This window comes from Gracilibacillus caseinilyticus (assembly GCF_022919115.1).
Lineage (GTDB): Bacteria > Bacillota > Bacilli > Bacillales > Amphibacillaceae > Gracilibacillus > Gracilibacillus caseinilyticus.
On the sequence record NZ_CP095072.1, the window covers coordinates 3653519 to 3669609 of the forward strand.

Genomic DNA, 16091 nt, shown 5'->3' on the forward strand with positions numbered 1-16091 from the left:
TGAAACCCCAATCCCCTAGCAGTCGTCGGAGACTCGAATTGCCAAGCGGATGGTTCCATATTAAAGATTACAACTTTCCAGAATAAATTGCAAGTAGTTTCAATGATTTATTGCAAAAAATTCTCTGCTAACGTGCTCATCTTCTTTCAATTTGTCCACCAATTCTTCAATACCTGTAAATTTCTCTTCATCCCGGATATATTTTTTCCAATACACGGTCACATTGTCTCCATATATGTTCTCATTAAAATCAAAAATATGCACTTCTATTTTTGTGTTCTCCCTGTCATCGGTGAAAGTTGGATTATAGCCGAGATTTGCCATGCCATAATAAAATGTTTCACCAATCTGTACCTCTACAGCATAAACACCGATTTTTGGCAAGAAATAGTTGTCAGCTATTTTCAAATTTGCAGTGGGATAACCGATAGTTCGGCCGCGCTTATCCCCGTGAACCACTTCTCCTGTCAAAGCAAAAGGTCTTCCCAATAATACCTCGGCTTTCTCCATCTCACCATACTGCAAGGACTCACGAATTCTTGTGGAACTGATTTTTTCTTCTTGGTGATCAAATCTTGATATTTTGGTGATGGCTAATTCGTTTGCTGTGTAGCTGTGAATGTTATCCATATTACCGGCTCCTTTATGACCGAAAGTAAAGTCATAGCCTGCCACCAGGTGAGAAATGTTCAAACCTACAATAAAGTGTTCAATAAATGCTTGTGGCGACAGTTGAGCTAATGGTTGATCAAAACGAATAATATAAAGATTATCCACCCCGAGCATTTCCATTCTTTTTATTTTGTGTTCTATTGGTGTAATATATTTGACTTGATCTTTCTTCTGTTGCAAGACAACAGATGGGTGTGGATCAAAGGTTATCACTGCTGCATGCTTGTTTTCATCATGGGCAATCTGCTTTGCTTTATCAATAACTTTTTGATGACCTTTGTGCACACCATCAAAAAATCCAATTGCTGCAACAGCAGCTGGCAGCTGATTAGTTTGTAAGGAATGTGGATAGTAAAGAGATGTTACTTCCATCTGTCTCACCTACTTTCTTTCGTTGAATCTGAATACCCGGGCCGGTTTGATCTGGTGCTTGTCATTAAGTGTTTGATAAATAGCAATCGTATTCTGCTGATACACCATTCGGAAAAATGTGGTGCTTGGCACGGGTTCCGGCATCGGAAACTTCTGTCCATGTAATACCTTAACCTTCGTGCTTTCAGATATATCGATTTTATCCATATGAGCTAATGCTCGATCAATCGTTAACAATGGGATCATACTGTCTTCTTCTGTCAGTAACTGCAATTGAGCTAATGTGTACGTTTCATGCTCTGCAATATGCCCTGTTGCAGTTCGGACAAGGTGTGCCATATGTGCTGGATATCCTAGTGCCTTTCCTATATCAACGCATAATGTGCGAATGTATGTACCTTTTGAACAGGTAACTTCAAATTCTATTGTTTGTGTCTTTTCTACTTTATCATATGTTGTAGCTAAAAAACGAATATTGTGAACTGTAATCCTTCGAATTGGACGTTCAACTGGTTCGTTCGCACGTGCATACTCGTATAACTTTTTACCTTTTACTTTAACCGCAGAATATAACGGTACCTGTTGCTCTGTTTCACCGACAAACTGCTCTAATGCGGCTAAAATAGCATCATCCTCTAACAGCTTATTTACGTTGTCTTGCTGCGTCACAGTTCCTGTCTGATCTTCCGTATCCGTCGAAAAACCAACTTTTGCAACAGCACGGTATGTTTTGGTCGTATCTGTGAGGTATGGAACAATTTTGGTAGCTTCACCAATACAAATTGGTAATACACCTTCTACTTCTGGATCTAATGTTCCAGTGTGTCCCACTTTTTTCGTCCGAAGCAGCTTTCTCACTTTAAATACACAATCATGAGATGTCATGCCTTTTGTTTTCCATAATGGTAAAATCCCGTCCATATGTCACCTCTTTTAAGCGTTGATGCTGTGTGTTCGAATCAGACAGTGAGAAAACCCTTGTGATGACAAGGGTTTTCCACATGTTAGTCTTCTTCATTTGTTTCGTTCAATTCACGCAAGATATGCTCAATTCGATTACCACGTTCAATCGTATCATCAAAGTCGAACATCAATTCCGGCGTTTTTCTTAATCGAATTCGTTTGCCGATCTCTGATCGGATGAATCCTTTCGCTTTGGCAAGTCCGATTAAGGTTTCCTGACGCTTATTTTCGTCACCTAATACAGATATAAAAACTTTCGCTTGCTGCAAATCACCGGTCACTTCTACATCAGTGATGGTTACAAATCCAACTCGAGGGTCTTTGATTTTTCGAGAGATTATATCACCAAGCTCTTTTTTCATTTGTTCGGCGACTCGATTAGAGCGTAATTCCCCCATCCGTATCACCTCTTTCTATAATCCGTTAGTTATCTTATTTCTACATTTGTAATGGTTCGTTCAATTTCTGTGAAGGAATCAAAGACTTTGCAGGCTTGCTGCATTACTTGTTCTCCCAGTTCGACAGTAGTCGTGACCGTTACGATGGCGAACTTCGATCGTTGCCACAAGTCTTGATAATCGATTTCGGCAATCGCGACATTTAGTTGTTTCTTTAACCGATTTTGTATTCTTTTTAGTACAGAACGCTTATCTTTCAACGAATGACATTCATAAAGAATAAACTCAACCTCGGCATAGGTAATCATTAGATTTCCACTTCTTCCATTACATATGCTTCGATTACATCGCCTTCTTTAATATCATTGTAATTCTTGATCGTGATACCACACTCATAGTTTTGAGCTACTTCTTTCACATCATCTTTATAACGTTTGAGCGTATCGATTTCACCCTCATACACTACTACGCCGTCACGGATCAAGCGGATACCAGAGTCTCTTGTGACTTTACCATCTGTTACATATGCACCAGCGATGGTACCAATTTTGGAAACTTTAAAGATTTCTCTTACTTCTACTTGACCGATTACTTTCTCTTCAAATTCTGGATCCAGCATACCTTTCATTGCTGCTTCCACTTCTTCAATAGCTTTGTAAATGACGCGGTGTAGACGAATATCTACCTTTTCTGATTCCGCTGCTTTTTTAGCATTGTTGTCAGGACGAACATTAAAACCGATGACAATAGCGTTTGATGCAGATGCCAAAATAATATCAGACTCTTTAATCGCACCTACACCTGTATGAATAATGTTCACTTTAACTCCTTCAACATCGATTTTTTGTAACGATGCTGCCAATGCTTCTACTGACCCTTGCACATCTGCTTTCAGAATAACGTTGATGTCTTTAATATCACCTTGTTTAATTTGTTCGAAAAGATCATCCAGGCTGACTCGAGATTGTGAACCACGTTTTTCTTCCAGTTGTATTTCTTGACGCATTTCTCCAATTTGGCGTGCTTGTTTTTCATCTTTGAATACAACAAAGCGATCGCCAGCCAACGGAACATCATTTAATCCTGTAATTTCAACAGGTGTTGAAGGTCCAGCTGATTTAATACGTTTGCCAAGGTCATTTACCATTGCACGAACACGGCCAAATGTATTACCAACTACGATTGGATCTCCTACTCTTAGTGTACCATTTTGCACTAATAATGATGCAACAGAACCGCGACCTTTATCTAATTGCGCTTCAATTACAGTACCATCTGCTAATCGATCCGCATTTGCCTTCAATTCTTCCACTTCTGAAACAAGAAGGATCATCTCTAATAAGTCATCAATGCCTTCTCCTTTTAGTGCAGATAAGTTTACAAAGATAGTGTCACCGCCCCAGTCCTCTGGGATTAACTGATATTCTGTTAATTCTTGCATTACGCGATCAGGATTAGCACCTTCTTTGTCCATTTTGTTCACTGCCACAATAATTGGCACTTCTGCTGCTTTCGCGTGGTTAATTGCTTCAATTGTTTGTGGCATTACACCATCATCAGCCGCGACAACTAAAATTGCAATATCTGTAATTTGTGCACCACGTGAGCGCATGCTGGTAAAGGCAGCGTGCCCCGGTGTATCGAGGAATGTAACTTTCTTATCATTCTCTCTTATTTGATAAGCCCCAATATGCTGAGTGATTCCACCTGCTTCACCTTCTGTCACCTTTGTATTACGGATTGAATCCAATAAAGTTGTTTTACCATGATCAACGTGACCCATAATAGTTACTACCGGAGGACGCTCTTCTAATTTTTCCGGATCTTCTTCTGCAATATAATTTGTTAAATCTGATTTATCAACTTCTACTTCCTCTTCGACTTCTACGCCATACTCACCACAGATTAATTCTAACGCATCTTCATCAAGATCCTGGTTTTTAGTTGCCATTACTCCTAAGAACATGAGCTTTTTAATGATTTCATTTGTTTCTTTATTTAGTTTTTCGGCAAGCTCACCTACTGTAATGGAACCAGTATACGTAATTTTTTCTGGCTGTTTTGGCTTTGTATTTGCCCTTTTCGGTTCTTGTTTTGGTGCTTCTTTTTTTGGATTATCGTGTTTTTTCTGTTTCTTTTTATTTTTATTGAATGCCTTACTCGACTGCTGTCCAGAACCTTTTTTGTTATCTGGTTTTTTAGATTCTTGTTTTTGCTTTGGCTGTTCTTTCGATGATGCTTTAAATGTCTGATCTAATTTCTTAATCGTTTCGTCCGAAATAGTCGCCATATGATTGGACACTGGTGTATTCAGTTCACTTAATTTATTAATAATATCTTTGCTTGTTTTATTTACTTGCTTTGCGTATTCATATACTCGTATTTTTGACATACGTTCACCCCCGAAAATTTTCATCAAGCAGTGTAATCAATTTCTTCGCAAATCCTTGCTCATGAATCGAAACAGCTACACGACCTGATTTACCTACCGCTTGTGAAAGTGTATCTCGATCGTCGACAAAGAAAAATGGGATGTGGTAATACATACATTTATCCGTTAATTTCTTTCTAGTCTGATCTCCGATATCACTTGCGATTAGAACTACTCTTGCTTTCCTTGACTGAATTTCTTTTACGATTAATTCTTCCCCAAACGTACATTTACCTGCACGATTGGCTAAACCAATAATATTTAAATATGCTTTGTTCACCTTATTCGCCTTCAATCTCATGACGTAAGTGTTGATACACTTCGTCTGGGATTTTTATCTCCAAATGTTTTTCGAGTGCACCATTTTTTTGTGCCTGATCGATAACTTGGACGTCTTTGGAAACATAGGCACCTCGACCATTCTTCTTTCCAGTCGGATCCACAAATACTTCGCCTTCCTTGGTTTTAACCACCCGAATTAACGATTGTTTCGGCTTCATTTCTTGTGTAATCACACATTTTCTAAGCGGAAGTTTGCGCTTTTTAGCCATTTGAATTCCTCCTTACTTAAACAGATCTTCATCCATATTTTCGTAGGATTCTTCAAAGTCCAGGCTATCGTCCTCATATTCTAATCCTTCAAGGCTTTCATCCGCTTGTTCTTCTGAAATCATACCTTCTTCCCTTGCTTCTGATTCACTCTTAATATCGATTTTCCAACCTGTTAATTTGGCAGCCAGTCTTGCATTCTGACCACGTTTACCAATTGCAAGTGACAATTGATAGTCAGGTACAATAACCGTCGTAGCTTTTTCTTCCTCATCGACAAGGACTTTGACAACCTTTGATGGACTGAGTGCGTTGGATACATAGACAACAGGATCTTCAGACCATTCCACGATATCTATTTTTTCCCCTTTTAATTCATCGACGATCGTTTGTACTCTTTGCCCTTTTTGTCCGACACATGAACCTACCGGATCAATCTCAGGATCTTCTGCATGCACTGAAATCTTCGAACGGTCCCCCGCTTCACGTGCTACAGATTTCACTTCAACTGTACCATCAAAGATTTCAGGGACTTCCATTTCGAATAATCTTTTTAATAAACCTGGATGTGTTCTCGAAACAAAAATATTAGGTCCTTTATTCGAATTTTCCACTTTCGTCACGTAAACTTTAATTCTATCATGGACCTGATATGTTTCGGTAGGCATACACTCGGATTCCGGTAATTTTGCTTCTACTTTACCCAAGTTGACATAAATGAAGCGGCCGTCCATACGTTGAATCGTACCATTCATAATATCATCTTCACGATCAATATATTCATTAAAGATAATGCCTCGCTCTGCTTCACGTACACGTTGTGTCACTACTTGTTTAGCAGCCTGAGCAGCGATTCTTCCGAAATCTTTTGGTGTAACTTCCACCTCTACTACATCCCCCACTTCATAGGAAGGGTTAATGTGATGTGCTTCTTCTAGCGACATTTGCTGTTGATGATCCACAACTTCTTCCACAATCTCTTTCTGAGCAAATACTCCCATGGAACCAGCTTCTTCATTTATATCAACTCGCACATTTGTTGCGGACTTAAAGTTTTTCTTATAAGCGGATATTAAAGCTGCTTCTAAGGCTTCCATCAAAATATCTTTGTTAATTCCTTTTTCCTTTTCTAAATAATTCATTGCATCGAACAATTCTCTGTTCACCCTAATTTCCCCCTTTAATCAAAAGTAACGGCTAAACGCGCTTTAGCAATTTTATCGAATGGTATTTCCACTTCTTTCTTTTGGTTTTTTTCCTTATATTGAATGGTTGCATAGCCATTTTCAAAGTGAGTAAGATCACCTGTGAATTCTTTTTCACCTGCAACCGGTTCATACAACTTCACATAGACATGATGTCCGACATGCTTTTCGAAATCCTCGCTTTTTTTGAGCGGACGTTCAACTCCTGGAGAAGATACTTCCAGGAAATACGCTTCTTTGATTGGGTCAGCTTCATCCAGTTTTGTACTTAGTTTTTCTGAAACCAGACCACATTCTTCAATATCTACGCCACCGTCTTTATCAATATAAACCCGTAAAAACCAATTAGGACCTTCTTTCTCATATACGATATCAACTAGTTCTAAAGAAAGCTCTTCTAAAATAGGTGTTACAAATTCTTCTGTCTGTTGTGCAATATTGAGTGCCAATTTCATTACCTCCTCTGCTGCATTTTGTTCTTTAGAATATATTTCCCATAATTGTGAAACGATACACACCGTTCATTTTAGTGTGAAAGTTGCAAAGGGAATGATAAATCCCTTGCCACAATTGGCAAGGGATTTGTATCAAACCATATCCTTACTTTACATGACAGCTAAGAAGAAAGAGTGGGTTTACCCACTCTTTCTTCTGTCCGCATCAAATGAAATCTGTTTAAAATATAGCATGAATCGGCGTACAATGCAAGGATTATGATATATTTATCCAATAAATGTGTAATTTGTGGAAAGGTCAACCAAAAATCTAAAGATGAAGAGATTACTGCTGACCGGCAAATTATCGCCTTTTGCTGTTAGAATAAAGACAGCTGGTTCTTGTCAGCCATTCCTTCTAGACAGCCATGTTGATCTAAATATTCCAGTACTGTTTTTGAAATCCTGCTTCGCTCACGTAAATCTTCTTTTGATAAAAATTCACCGTCCTCACGCGCTTTTTCAATGTTAATCGCAGCATTTGTCCCTAAACCATCTACTGCATTAAATGGCGGGATCAAACTGTTATCTTCAACAAGAAATTCTGTCGCAGATGACCGGTAAAGATCTACCTTCTGAAAATGGTAGCCCCTTTCATTCATTTCCAATGCCAATTCCAAGACTGTAAGTAAACTTTTCTCTTTTGGCGGGGCATCATTACCTTTTTCTAAAATCTCTTTCACTCGTTTGCGAATAGCTTCTGATCCTTTAATCATCGTATCTAATTCAAAATCATCCGCTCTTACTGTGAAATAAGCAGCATAGAATAATATAGGATGATGCACCTTGAAATAAGCAATACGAATCGCCATTAATACATACGCAGCAGCGTGTGCTTTAGGGAACATATATTTAATTTTTTTACAGGAATCGATGTACCAGTCCGGCACATCATGTTTTTTCATTTCCTCAATCCACTCTGGATCAAGTCCTTTCCCTTTACGAACAAACTCCATGATTTTAAAAGCAAGGGATGCATCGAGACCTTTGTGCATCAAGTAGACCATGATATCATCACGACACCCGATAACATCTGGCAAGCCACAAATACCATTGTTAATCAATTCCTGTGCATTACCTAACCATACATCTGTACCGTGACTCAGTCCGGAAATAATAACAAGCTCAGCAAACGTTTTTGGCTTTGTATCCTCCAGCATCTGGCGAACGAATCGGGTACCAAATTCCGGTACCCCCAAAGTACCAGTCTTACACATAATTTGTTCTGAAGTTACGCCTAACACTTCCGGTCCGGAGAAAATTTTCATTACTTCCTCATCATCGGTCGGAACTGTCTGAGGATCTATTCCACTTAAATCCTGTAACATTCTGATAACTGTTGGATCATCGTGTCCAAGTATGTCTAATTTCAATAGGTTATCATGAATAGAATGGAAATCAAAATGTGTTGTTCTCCATTCGGAGTTACGGTCATCTGCCGGAAACTGTATTGGTGTAAAATCATAAATTTCTTTGTCATCCGGTACAACAATGATACCACCTGGGTGCTGGCCGGTCGTCCTTTTCGCACCGGTACAACCTTTCACAAGTCGATCAACCTCAGCTTGTTTCAAGGTCATCTCCTTATCACTTGCATACCCTTTAACATAACCGTATGCTGTTTTCTCCGCAACTGTACCTATTGTTCCGGCACGATATACGTTATCTTCACCGAATAAGACTTTCGTATAGTTATGCGCACGCGGCTGATATTCACCAGAGAAGTTCAAATCAATATCGGGTACTTTATCCCCTTTGAAACCTAAGAACGTCTCAAAAGGAATATCCTGACCATCTTTCTTTAATGGTACGTCACAATTGGAACAATTTTTATCAGGTAAATCGAAGCCGCTCCCCACAGAGCCATCATCGAAGAACTGACTCTCTTTACATTCCGGACAGACGTAGTGAGGCGGTAACGGATTTACTTCTGTAATCTCGGTGAAAGTCGCAATTAATGATGAACCTACGGATCCCCGTGAACCAACTAAATAACCATCATCGAGTGACTTCTTCACCAGCTTCTGTGAAATTAAATAAATGACCGCAAACCCATGCCCAATAATACTTTTCAGTTCTTTTTCTATCCGTTTTTCAACAATTTCTGGTAATTCATCACCATAGACTGAGCGGGCAAAATTATAACTTAAATCTCTAATTTCTTGTTCCGCACCATCAATGTTTGGTGTATATAAGTCTTCTTTGACAGGTTTAATGTCTTCCAATTGATCTACGAGCGCATTAGGATTATCAATCACAATTTCTTTCGCTTTCTCATCACCTAAAAAGGAAAAAGCATCCATCATTTCTTTTGTTGTCCGGAAATATGCGTTTGGCAGTGTTTGCCTACTTAACGGATTACCACTTTGTGAGGCAATCAGTATTTGACGGTATATTCGATCATTTTCGTTAATGTGATGAACATTTCCTGTCGCCACGCATGGTTTATTAAGATCATTAGCTAATTGAACTATATTTCGGATAATATCGTATAACTGTGCTTCATTCTGCACTAATTCTTTGTCATATAAATGAACAAAATTGGCTGGCGGCTGAACCTCAATATAATCATAAAATTTCGCTGCTTTCTCAGCCTGTTCCTTTGATTTTTGCATCATCGTTTCAAAGACTTCCCCTTGATCACAAGCAGTTCCAACTAATATGCCTTCTCGATACTGCTGTAGCTTGGACCTTGGAATTCTTGGTACACGATAAAAATAATTGATATGTGCCATCGATACCAGCTTATAAATATTTTTCAAGCCTTCCTGGGTCACGGCAAGCAACGTCGCATGGAAAGGTCTCGAACGTTGATACGCATTACCTTCCCCCATATGCTGATTATATTGATTGTGATTGGTAATTCCACGTTCTATTGATAGTTTCACAAATTTCCACAACAAATAACCTGTTGCTTCTGCATCGTAAATCGCCCGGTGATGCTGGGTTAATTCAATATCAAGCTTTTTACAAAGTGTATTCAGACGGTGATTTTTCAATTCAGGGAAAAGTAATCTAGCTAATTCTAATGTATCAATTACAGGATTACTTGCCTCATCATATCCAATCCGCTTAAATCCAGTATTTAAAAAGCCCATATCGAAGTCTGCATTATGAGCAACCAGAATCGCATCGCCCATCCAAGTATGGAATTCCTTCAATACATCTTCCACTTCTGGAGCATCCTTGACCATATCATCGGTTATACCCGTTAAATTCGTTGTCGTTTCGGACAGCGGATGATGAGGATTGGCAAACGATTCATAACGGTCCACAATCTCTCCGTTTTTTATTTTCACTGCTGCAAGTTCAATAACGGTATCGTATATAGCTGATAAACCAGTTGTTTCCACGTCAAATACAACATACGTATCCTCTGCCAAATCACGATCTGCTTCATTATAGGCAATCGGCACACCGTCATCGACAATATTCGCTTCGACACCGTAGACGATTTTTACTCCATGCTTTTGTCCTGCTGCATATGCCTCAGGATAAGCTTGTGCGACAGCGTGATCCGTAATGGCAATAGCTTTATGTCCCCATTTACCAGCTTGCTCGACTAATTTGGAGGCTGACACCACTGCATCCATCTGACTCATTAATGTGTGCGCATGGAGTTCTAAACGTTTCTCCCCGTTCAAACCAGGATCGTCTCTTGTGATCGTAGGAGCTTGTTGAATGTCCTTTGCCATCATCGTTAATTCATTAGTGAAATTATCGGTCTGAATCATACCTTTTGCCTTAATCCAAAGTCCTTCTTTTAATTGTTTAAATTTCTCAACATCCTGATCACCTTTGGAAAACATTTTAATCTGGAAGGAATCCGTGTAATCTGTCACCTTCAAGATAAGCAAATGCCTGCCGGATCGTAATTCACGGATGTCGGCATCAAATAGATAGCCTTGAAAGACAATACTTTTCTCTTCTTCAAAAATATCTCTCATTGGTACAGGTTGTTCTTTAATCGGATAGCCGAGTTGAACAGGGCCCGTATCAGTCTCCTGTTTTGATTCCTGCGCGCGTTTTTCTTGTTGTTTAAAGGCTTCTTCGACCTTTTTACGATCTTCCATCGCTTTTTCCTGTTGGAATTTCTCTAATTCCTCCTGCTGGTCAGCTACTTCCATTTTGATAAATTGCTTGGCAAGTCCAGCTTTTGTACAAAATTGATCAAGATGTCCCTGGATGTTTTTCCCCCATTGTGCTTCAATCTGGTTACTTACAGTTAACATAATATTATTATCGTTAAATAATGGCTTTTTATTTTCAATTGCACGGTATTTTGGGGATTCATTCACCAATTCTGATAAAAAGATTTGCCAATAATCAAAGCGTTCTTTCTCGCTGAGCTGATCTTGCTGCACTTGTATCGACCAGGTAACCTTTGCAATGGAAGAAAATGCTTCCGTTAGTTTCAATATAAACAACTGATAAATATCAGCAGGAACCGATTGGGCAAGCTGAAAGTGAAAATGCCAGCGCTGATCAGAACGAAATACTTCTAGTTTTTCGATACTTCCTTCTTGAAAATACTTATTTTTCATGTCGTCCGCTATTCCAATTTGATCCATTAAAAGTCGGAATTTCTCATGATTAGAGATACTCATGCCCGATCTCCTTTACTTGTTAATCTTTCCAATATAGCTTACATAAAGATAATTCCCTTGTCTGTTTGGTGGAGACAAGGGAATTGTATTAGTTAAACATTGCATGTAATTTCGGAAGCAAATCTGATAGATGAAGATCTTCTTGTTCCCCATTCTCTCTCAACTTGCATTCTACATAACCATCTGCAGCTTTCTTGCCGACTGTTACACGGACTGGTAATCCTATTAAGTCACTGTCAGCAAATTTTACACCAGGACGTTCTTTACGGTCGTCATATAAAACAGAGATGTTATTTGCTTCTAATTGTTGATAGATTTCTTCTGCCAATTCCGATTGTTCATCGTTTTTTGGATTTACTGCTATTAAATGGACTTGATATGGAGTTATTGCTTTTGGCCATTTTATCCCATTTTCATCATTGTATTGCTCTACGATAGCAGCAATTGTACGAGAGACACCGACTCCATAACATCCCATTGTCATCGTTTCTTGTTTGCCTTGCTCATTTAAAAAAGAAGCACCTAGTTTCTCTGCGTAGAACATACCTAATTTGAAGACCTGTCCCACTTCGATGCCTTTTGCAAAATGAATCGTTCCTTGTCCATCTGGAGACGGATCGCCTTCCTGGATAAAGCGAAGGTCGTGGTATGCTGATATGTTAAAATCACGATCAGGATTAGCATTTTTATAATGCTTATCATTTTCATTGGCACCGCAGTACGTATTTTTCATAACTGCAACAGCATGATCAGCAATGACTTGTATTTCTTCTGGTACAGAAACTGGACCAATTGATCCTACTTCTGCTCCGAATAATTGCTTCGTTTCTTCCTGTGATGCCAGTTCTACTTCTGTTGCACCCAGAGCATGCTTTAATTTAATATCATTTATCTCATGGTCTCCACGTGACAGCACTAATACAAAGCGCTCGTCAACTTTAAATAAAAGAGATTTGATCCCTTTATCCAATGGTTCTTGTATAAATTGTGATACTTGCTCCATTGACTTGTAACCAGGTGTATCTATTATTCCTAATTCCTGCATTGCTTCCGTATTTTCCGGATAGTCAATATTGACTGCCGCCATCTCAATATTTGCCGCAAAGTCAGATGTATCTGAATAGGCAATTGTATCCTCTCCGACCTCAGACAATGCCATAAATTCATGCGTATCCTTACCACCCATCGCACCGGAATCGGCGATAACCGCTCGGAAATTCAATCCGCAGCGAGAAAAAATATTCTGATAGGCGGAATAAAATTTTTGATAGGTTTCGTCAAGACTTTCCTGTGACGTGTGGAAAGAATATGCATCCTTCATCACAAACTCACGTCCACGTAATAACCCAAAACGAGGTCTTCTTTCATCACGATACTTCGTTTGAATTTGGTACACACTTAGCGGAAGTTTTTTATAACTTTTCACTTCATCTGCAATTAGACTAGTGGTTACTTCTTCATGTGTCGCCCCTAAGGCAAACTCTCGGTCATGGCGATCATTCAGTCGCATTAGTTCTCTTCCGTAGCTGTCCCATCTGCCTGTTTCTTTCCAAAGTTCAGAAGGTTGGAGTGCAGGCATCAGCATCTCTACGGCTCCTATTTTTTCCATTTCCTCACGGACAATTTTTTCTACATTTTTCAGAACTTTATTCCCTAATGGTAACAAACTGTATATACCTGATGCAGTTTGACGGATATATCCCGCTCGAACTAATAACTGGTGACTTCTGATTTCCGCATCTGCTGGTACCTCTTTTAAAGTTGGGATAAGTGTTTTACTATGTCTCATTTGCAAATATCACCTCAATGATTTCAATCAAAATTAGTAAACTATTTCATCCATCTCAGGCGTCTTGTCCCATAGATGGTTAGCGAATCGCATCAGGATGTTAGCCTTCCCGCTATAACCCGCTTCACCGCTTAAAGTAAACAGTGTTGGACTTAAACTCTTTCTTATAAGAATAATCGCTGGATATCATTCCACGTGACAACAATCATCAGCAGCATTAACAAGGCAAATCCGATAAAGTGCACGATGCCTTCTTTTTGGGGATCAATAGGCTTTCCTCTAACTGCTTCTAATCCGACAAATATCAGTCTTCCACCGTCAAGTGCAGGTAATGGCAATAAGTTCATAATACCTAAGTTAACGCTTAGCACCGCGGTCCACGTCATAAAATTCATGAGACCAGTTTTTACCACTTGGTCGGTTGCATCATATATTCCAACCGGGCCTGATAACACATCAATCGAAAATTGACCGGTGATTAACTTCGTTACATTTGTCAGGATTAAGGTAGACCAGCGATAGGTCTCTTCCAAACTATATGGAATAGCACGGAGAAATGATTTCTCTAAGGCTAGCGTCACCCCAACCTGACCAATTGTATCTTCAGCCGTCTCCACAGCAGCTGGAGTCACTTCAACTGCTACTTCCTCGTCATTTCTAAGTACTGTCATCTCTAATGATTCATTTGGACTGGATTGCACGATCTCCTGAAATTCATCCCAGGAACTGATTGATGTACCTTCAATACCAATCACGGTATCATTGGCCTGTAATCCTGCTTCTTGTGCCGGACTGTCATTCACCACAGATCCTATTCGGACATCATCGACTGGTACCCCTTGAATATTTGCAAGCACGATGAAAATCACAATCGTTAAGACGAAATTCATTAATGGACCTGCGAATAATTGTAAGGCACGCTGCCCAACAGATTTGGAACCGAACTGACGATTGTATGGTGCAATTTGCGTGGATCGTTCATCCATAATAAAATCAGCTTTTTCATTTACACGGAAGGAGTACTTTTTCTCTTCATCTATTTCATAACCCTCAATCGTCAAATTATGATCAAGGTCAATATGCTCCACCTCGATAATGAAAGCATCAGGATGTTTCGCTTTGTTATTTACGATGATCTGATTTACTTCACCATCATTATTAAACGTTAATCCTATATGTTGTCCTGGTTTAATATCAATAATCTCGGGATCTTCCCCAGCAACTCGAACATAGCCACCCATAGGCAATAAGCGGATCGTATATAAGGTTTCATTTTTTACAATCGAGAATACTTTTGGGCCGAACCCGATCGCAAACTCCCGAACAAGCATGCCTGTCTTCTTGGCAACATAAAAATGACCAAATTCATGAACAAAAACAAGCAAACCGAACATTAATATAAAGGCAATAATGGTCGTCAATCAAAGCACTCCTTCCCTCACACTCGTAATCAAAATTTTTCATAGATTTGCTGTCGCACTTCCTGATCGATCTTCTGAATAGCAGAGATATCAGGCTGATCGATAAATGGATAATGAGCCATTGCATCGGCAATCACTTCTTCAATTTCTAAAAAGGTAATTTTTTCTTTTAAAAACAAGTCAACTGCTGCCTCATTGGCTGCATTTAATACAGTAGGTAACGAGCCACCTTTATTACCTGCCTCATAGGCAAAACCAAGACATGGAAAGCGTTCAGTATCCATTCTGTCAAAATGCAAAGTGCTAATCTCCACTAAGTCGAGACGCTTAGAAGCCGGCAAAGCTAAACGATCAGGATAAGTCAAAGCATACTGAATCGGCACGCGCATATCTGGTGTACCTAATTGTGCAATCACACTGTTATCAACATATTCGACCATGGAGTGGATAATGCTTTCTTTATGTTGAATGACATCAATCTTGTCATAAGCCATATCAAATAGCCAATGTGCTTCAATAACTTCCAACCCTTTATTCATCATCGTAGCTGAATCGATCGTAATTTTTGCACCCATACTCCAATTGGGATGGTTTAGAGCATCGTTTACTGTTACCCCATGAAGCTCTGAACGTTTTTTATCGCGGAAACTTCCACCTGATGCTGTCAGAATGAGTTTATGTACATCTTTCGCATGTTCACCATTTAACGCCTGATAAATGGCAGAGTGCTCACTATCAACTGGAAGCAAGTCCACCCCATATTTTTTCGCTTCTGCCATCACAATGTGACCGGCAGTTACTAATGTTTCTTTATTAGCTATGGCAATCTGTTTCTTATGTCTGATTGCTGTAATTGTCGCGCTGAGACCGATACTACCCATGACAGCATTGACTAATACGTCGGTATCAGGGTCTGCACTAATCTCTTCCATTCCTTCGTTTCCAAGTAAAATGGTTAATTGATCATTATATGATAACAACTTCTGTCTGATTGATTCCTCTTGCACCACAATTTTTTTAGGCTGAAAGGATTCAATAATGTCAATTGCCTTATCTACATTTTTTCCAAACGCAATAGCAAATAATCGAAATTCATCGTTATGTTCGCGGATTATATCCAATGTCTGCAACCCAATCGATCCGGTCGCACCTAATAATGTGATATTTTTCATAGTAGAACGCTCCAACTT

Annotated in this window: 13 protein-coding genes; all 13 read right to left on the reverse strand. The window is 39.3% G+C overall.

Features of this window, described 5'->3' with window-relative positions; genetic code table 11:
• Positions 1 to 99 precede the first annotated feature (99 nt).
• Positions 100 to 1044, reverse strand: coding sequence for a bifunctional riboflavin kinase/FAD synthetase (locus tag MUN88_RS17515; RefSeq protein WP_244717403.1), 945 nt, complete (start codon positions 1042 to 1044; stop codon positions 100 to 102).
• 9 nt (positions 1045 to 1053) lie between these two features.
• Positions 1054 to 1965 (reverse strand): tRNA pseudouridine(55) synthase TruB, encoded by a 912-nt coding sequence (truB, locus tag MUN88_RS17520; RefSeq protein WP_244717406.1) that lies wholly within the window; start codon positions 1963 to 1965, stop codon positions 1054 to 1056.
• An 83-nt stretch (positions 1966 to 2048) separates the two neighbouring features.
• On the reverse strand, positions 2049 to 2405 hold the full coding sequence (rbfA, locus tag MUN88_RS17525; RefSeq protein ID WP_244717409.1) for a 30S ribosome-binding factor RbfA: 357 nt from the start codon (positions 2403 to 2405) through the stop codon (positions 2049 to 2051).
• 29 nt (positions 2406 to 2434) lie between these two features.
• The gene (locus MUN88_RS17530) at positions 2435 to 2713 is read right to left on the reverse strand and encodes a DUF503 domain-containing protein (RefSeq protein ID WP_244717412.1); all 279 of its coding nucleotides are present in this window, start codon (positions 2711 to 2713) and stop codon (positions 2435 to 2437) included.
• Entirely contained in the window at positions 2713 to 4797 is a 2085-nt protein-coding gene (infB, locus tag MUN88_RS17535; RefSeq protein WP_244717414.1) for a translation initiation factor IF-2, read from the reverse strand. Before infB ends, MUN88_RS17530 begins: the two co-directional genes overlap by 1 nt.
• A gap of 4 nt (positions 4798 to 4801) precedes the next feature.
• Positions 4802 to 5116 carry a YlxQ family RNA-binding protein gene (locus tag MUN88_RS17540; protein WP_244717417.1) on the reverse strand — a complete coding sequence of 105 codons (315 nt, stop codon included), beginning with the start codon at positions 5114 to 5116 and terminating at the stop codon, positions 4802 to 4804.
• Between the two features lies 1 nt (position 5117).
• Positions 5118 to 5387 (reverse strand): RNase P modulator RnpM, encoded by a 270-nt coding sequence (gene rnpM, locus MUN88_RS17545; RefSeq protein ID WP_244717420.1) that lies wholly within the window; start codon positions 5385 to 5387, stop codon positions 5118 to 5120.
• Between the two features lie 12 nt (positions 5388 to 5399).
• On the reverse strand, positions 5400 to 6551 hold the full coding sequence (nusA, locus tag MUN88_RS17550; protein WP_244717423.1) for a transcription termination factor NusA: 1152 nt from the start codon (positions 6549 to 6551) through the stop codon (positions 5400 to 5402).
• A 14-nt stretch (positions 6552 to 6565) separates the two neighbouring features.
• On the reverse strand, positions 6566 to 7039 hold the full coding sequence (gene rimP, locus MUN88_RS17555) for a ribosome maturation factor RimP (protein WP_244717426.1): 474 nt from the start codon (positions 7037 to 7039) through the stop codon (positions 6566 to 6568).
• Between the two features lie 365 nt (positions 7040 to 7404).
• Positions 7405 to 11691, reverse strand: coding sequence for a PolC-type DNA polymerase III (locus MUN88_RS17560; RefSeq protein ID WP_244717429.1), 4287 nt, complete (start codon positions 11689 to 11691; stop codon positions 7405 to 7407).
• A gap of 88 nt (positions 11692 to 11779) precedes the next feature.
• Entirely contained in the window at positions 11780 to 13480 is a 1701-nt protein-coding gene (locus MUN88_RS17565) for a proline--tRNA ligase (RefSeq protein ID WP_244717432.1), read from the reverse strand.
• A 164-nt stretch (positions 13481 to 13644) separates the two neighbouring features.
• Complete coding sequence (rseP, locus tag MUN88_RS17570; protein ID WP_244717436.1) at positions 13645 to 14901, reverse strand: RIP metalloprotease RseP; 1257 nt, start codon at positions 14899 to 14901, stop codon at positions 13645 to 13647.
• A 29-nt stretch (positions 14902 to 14930) separates the two neighbouring features.
• Positions 14931 to 16073 (reverse strand): 1-deoxy-D-xylulose-5-phosphate reductoisomerase, encoded by a 1143-nt coding sequence (dxr, locus tag MUN88_RS17575; protein WP_244717438.1) that lies wholly within the window; start codon positions 16071 to 16073, stop codon positions 14931 to 14933.
• Between the last annotated feature and the right edge of the window lie 18 nt (positions 16074 to 16091).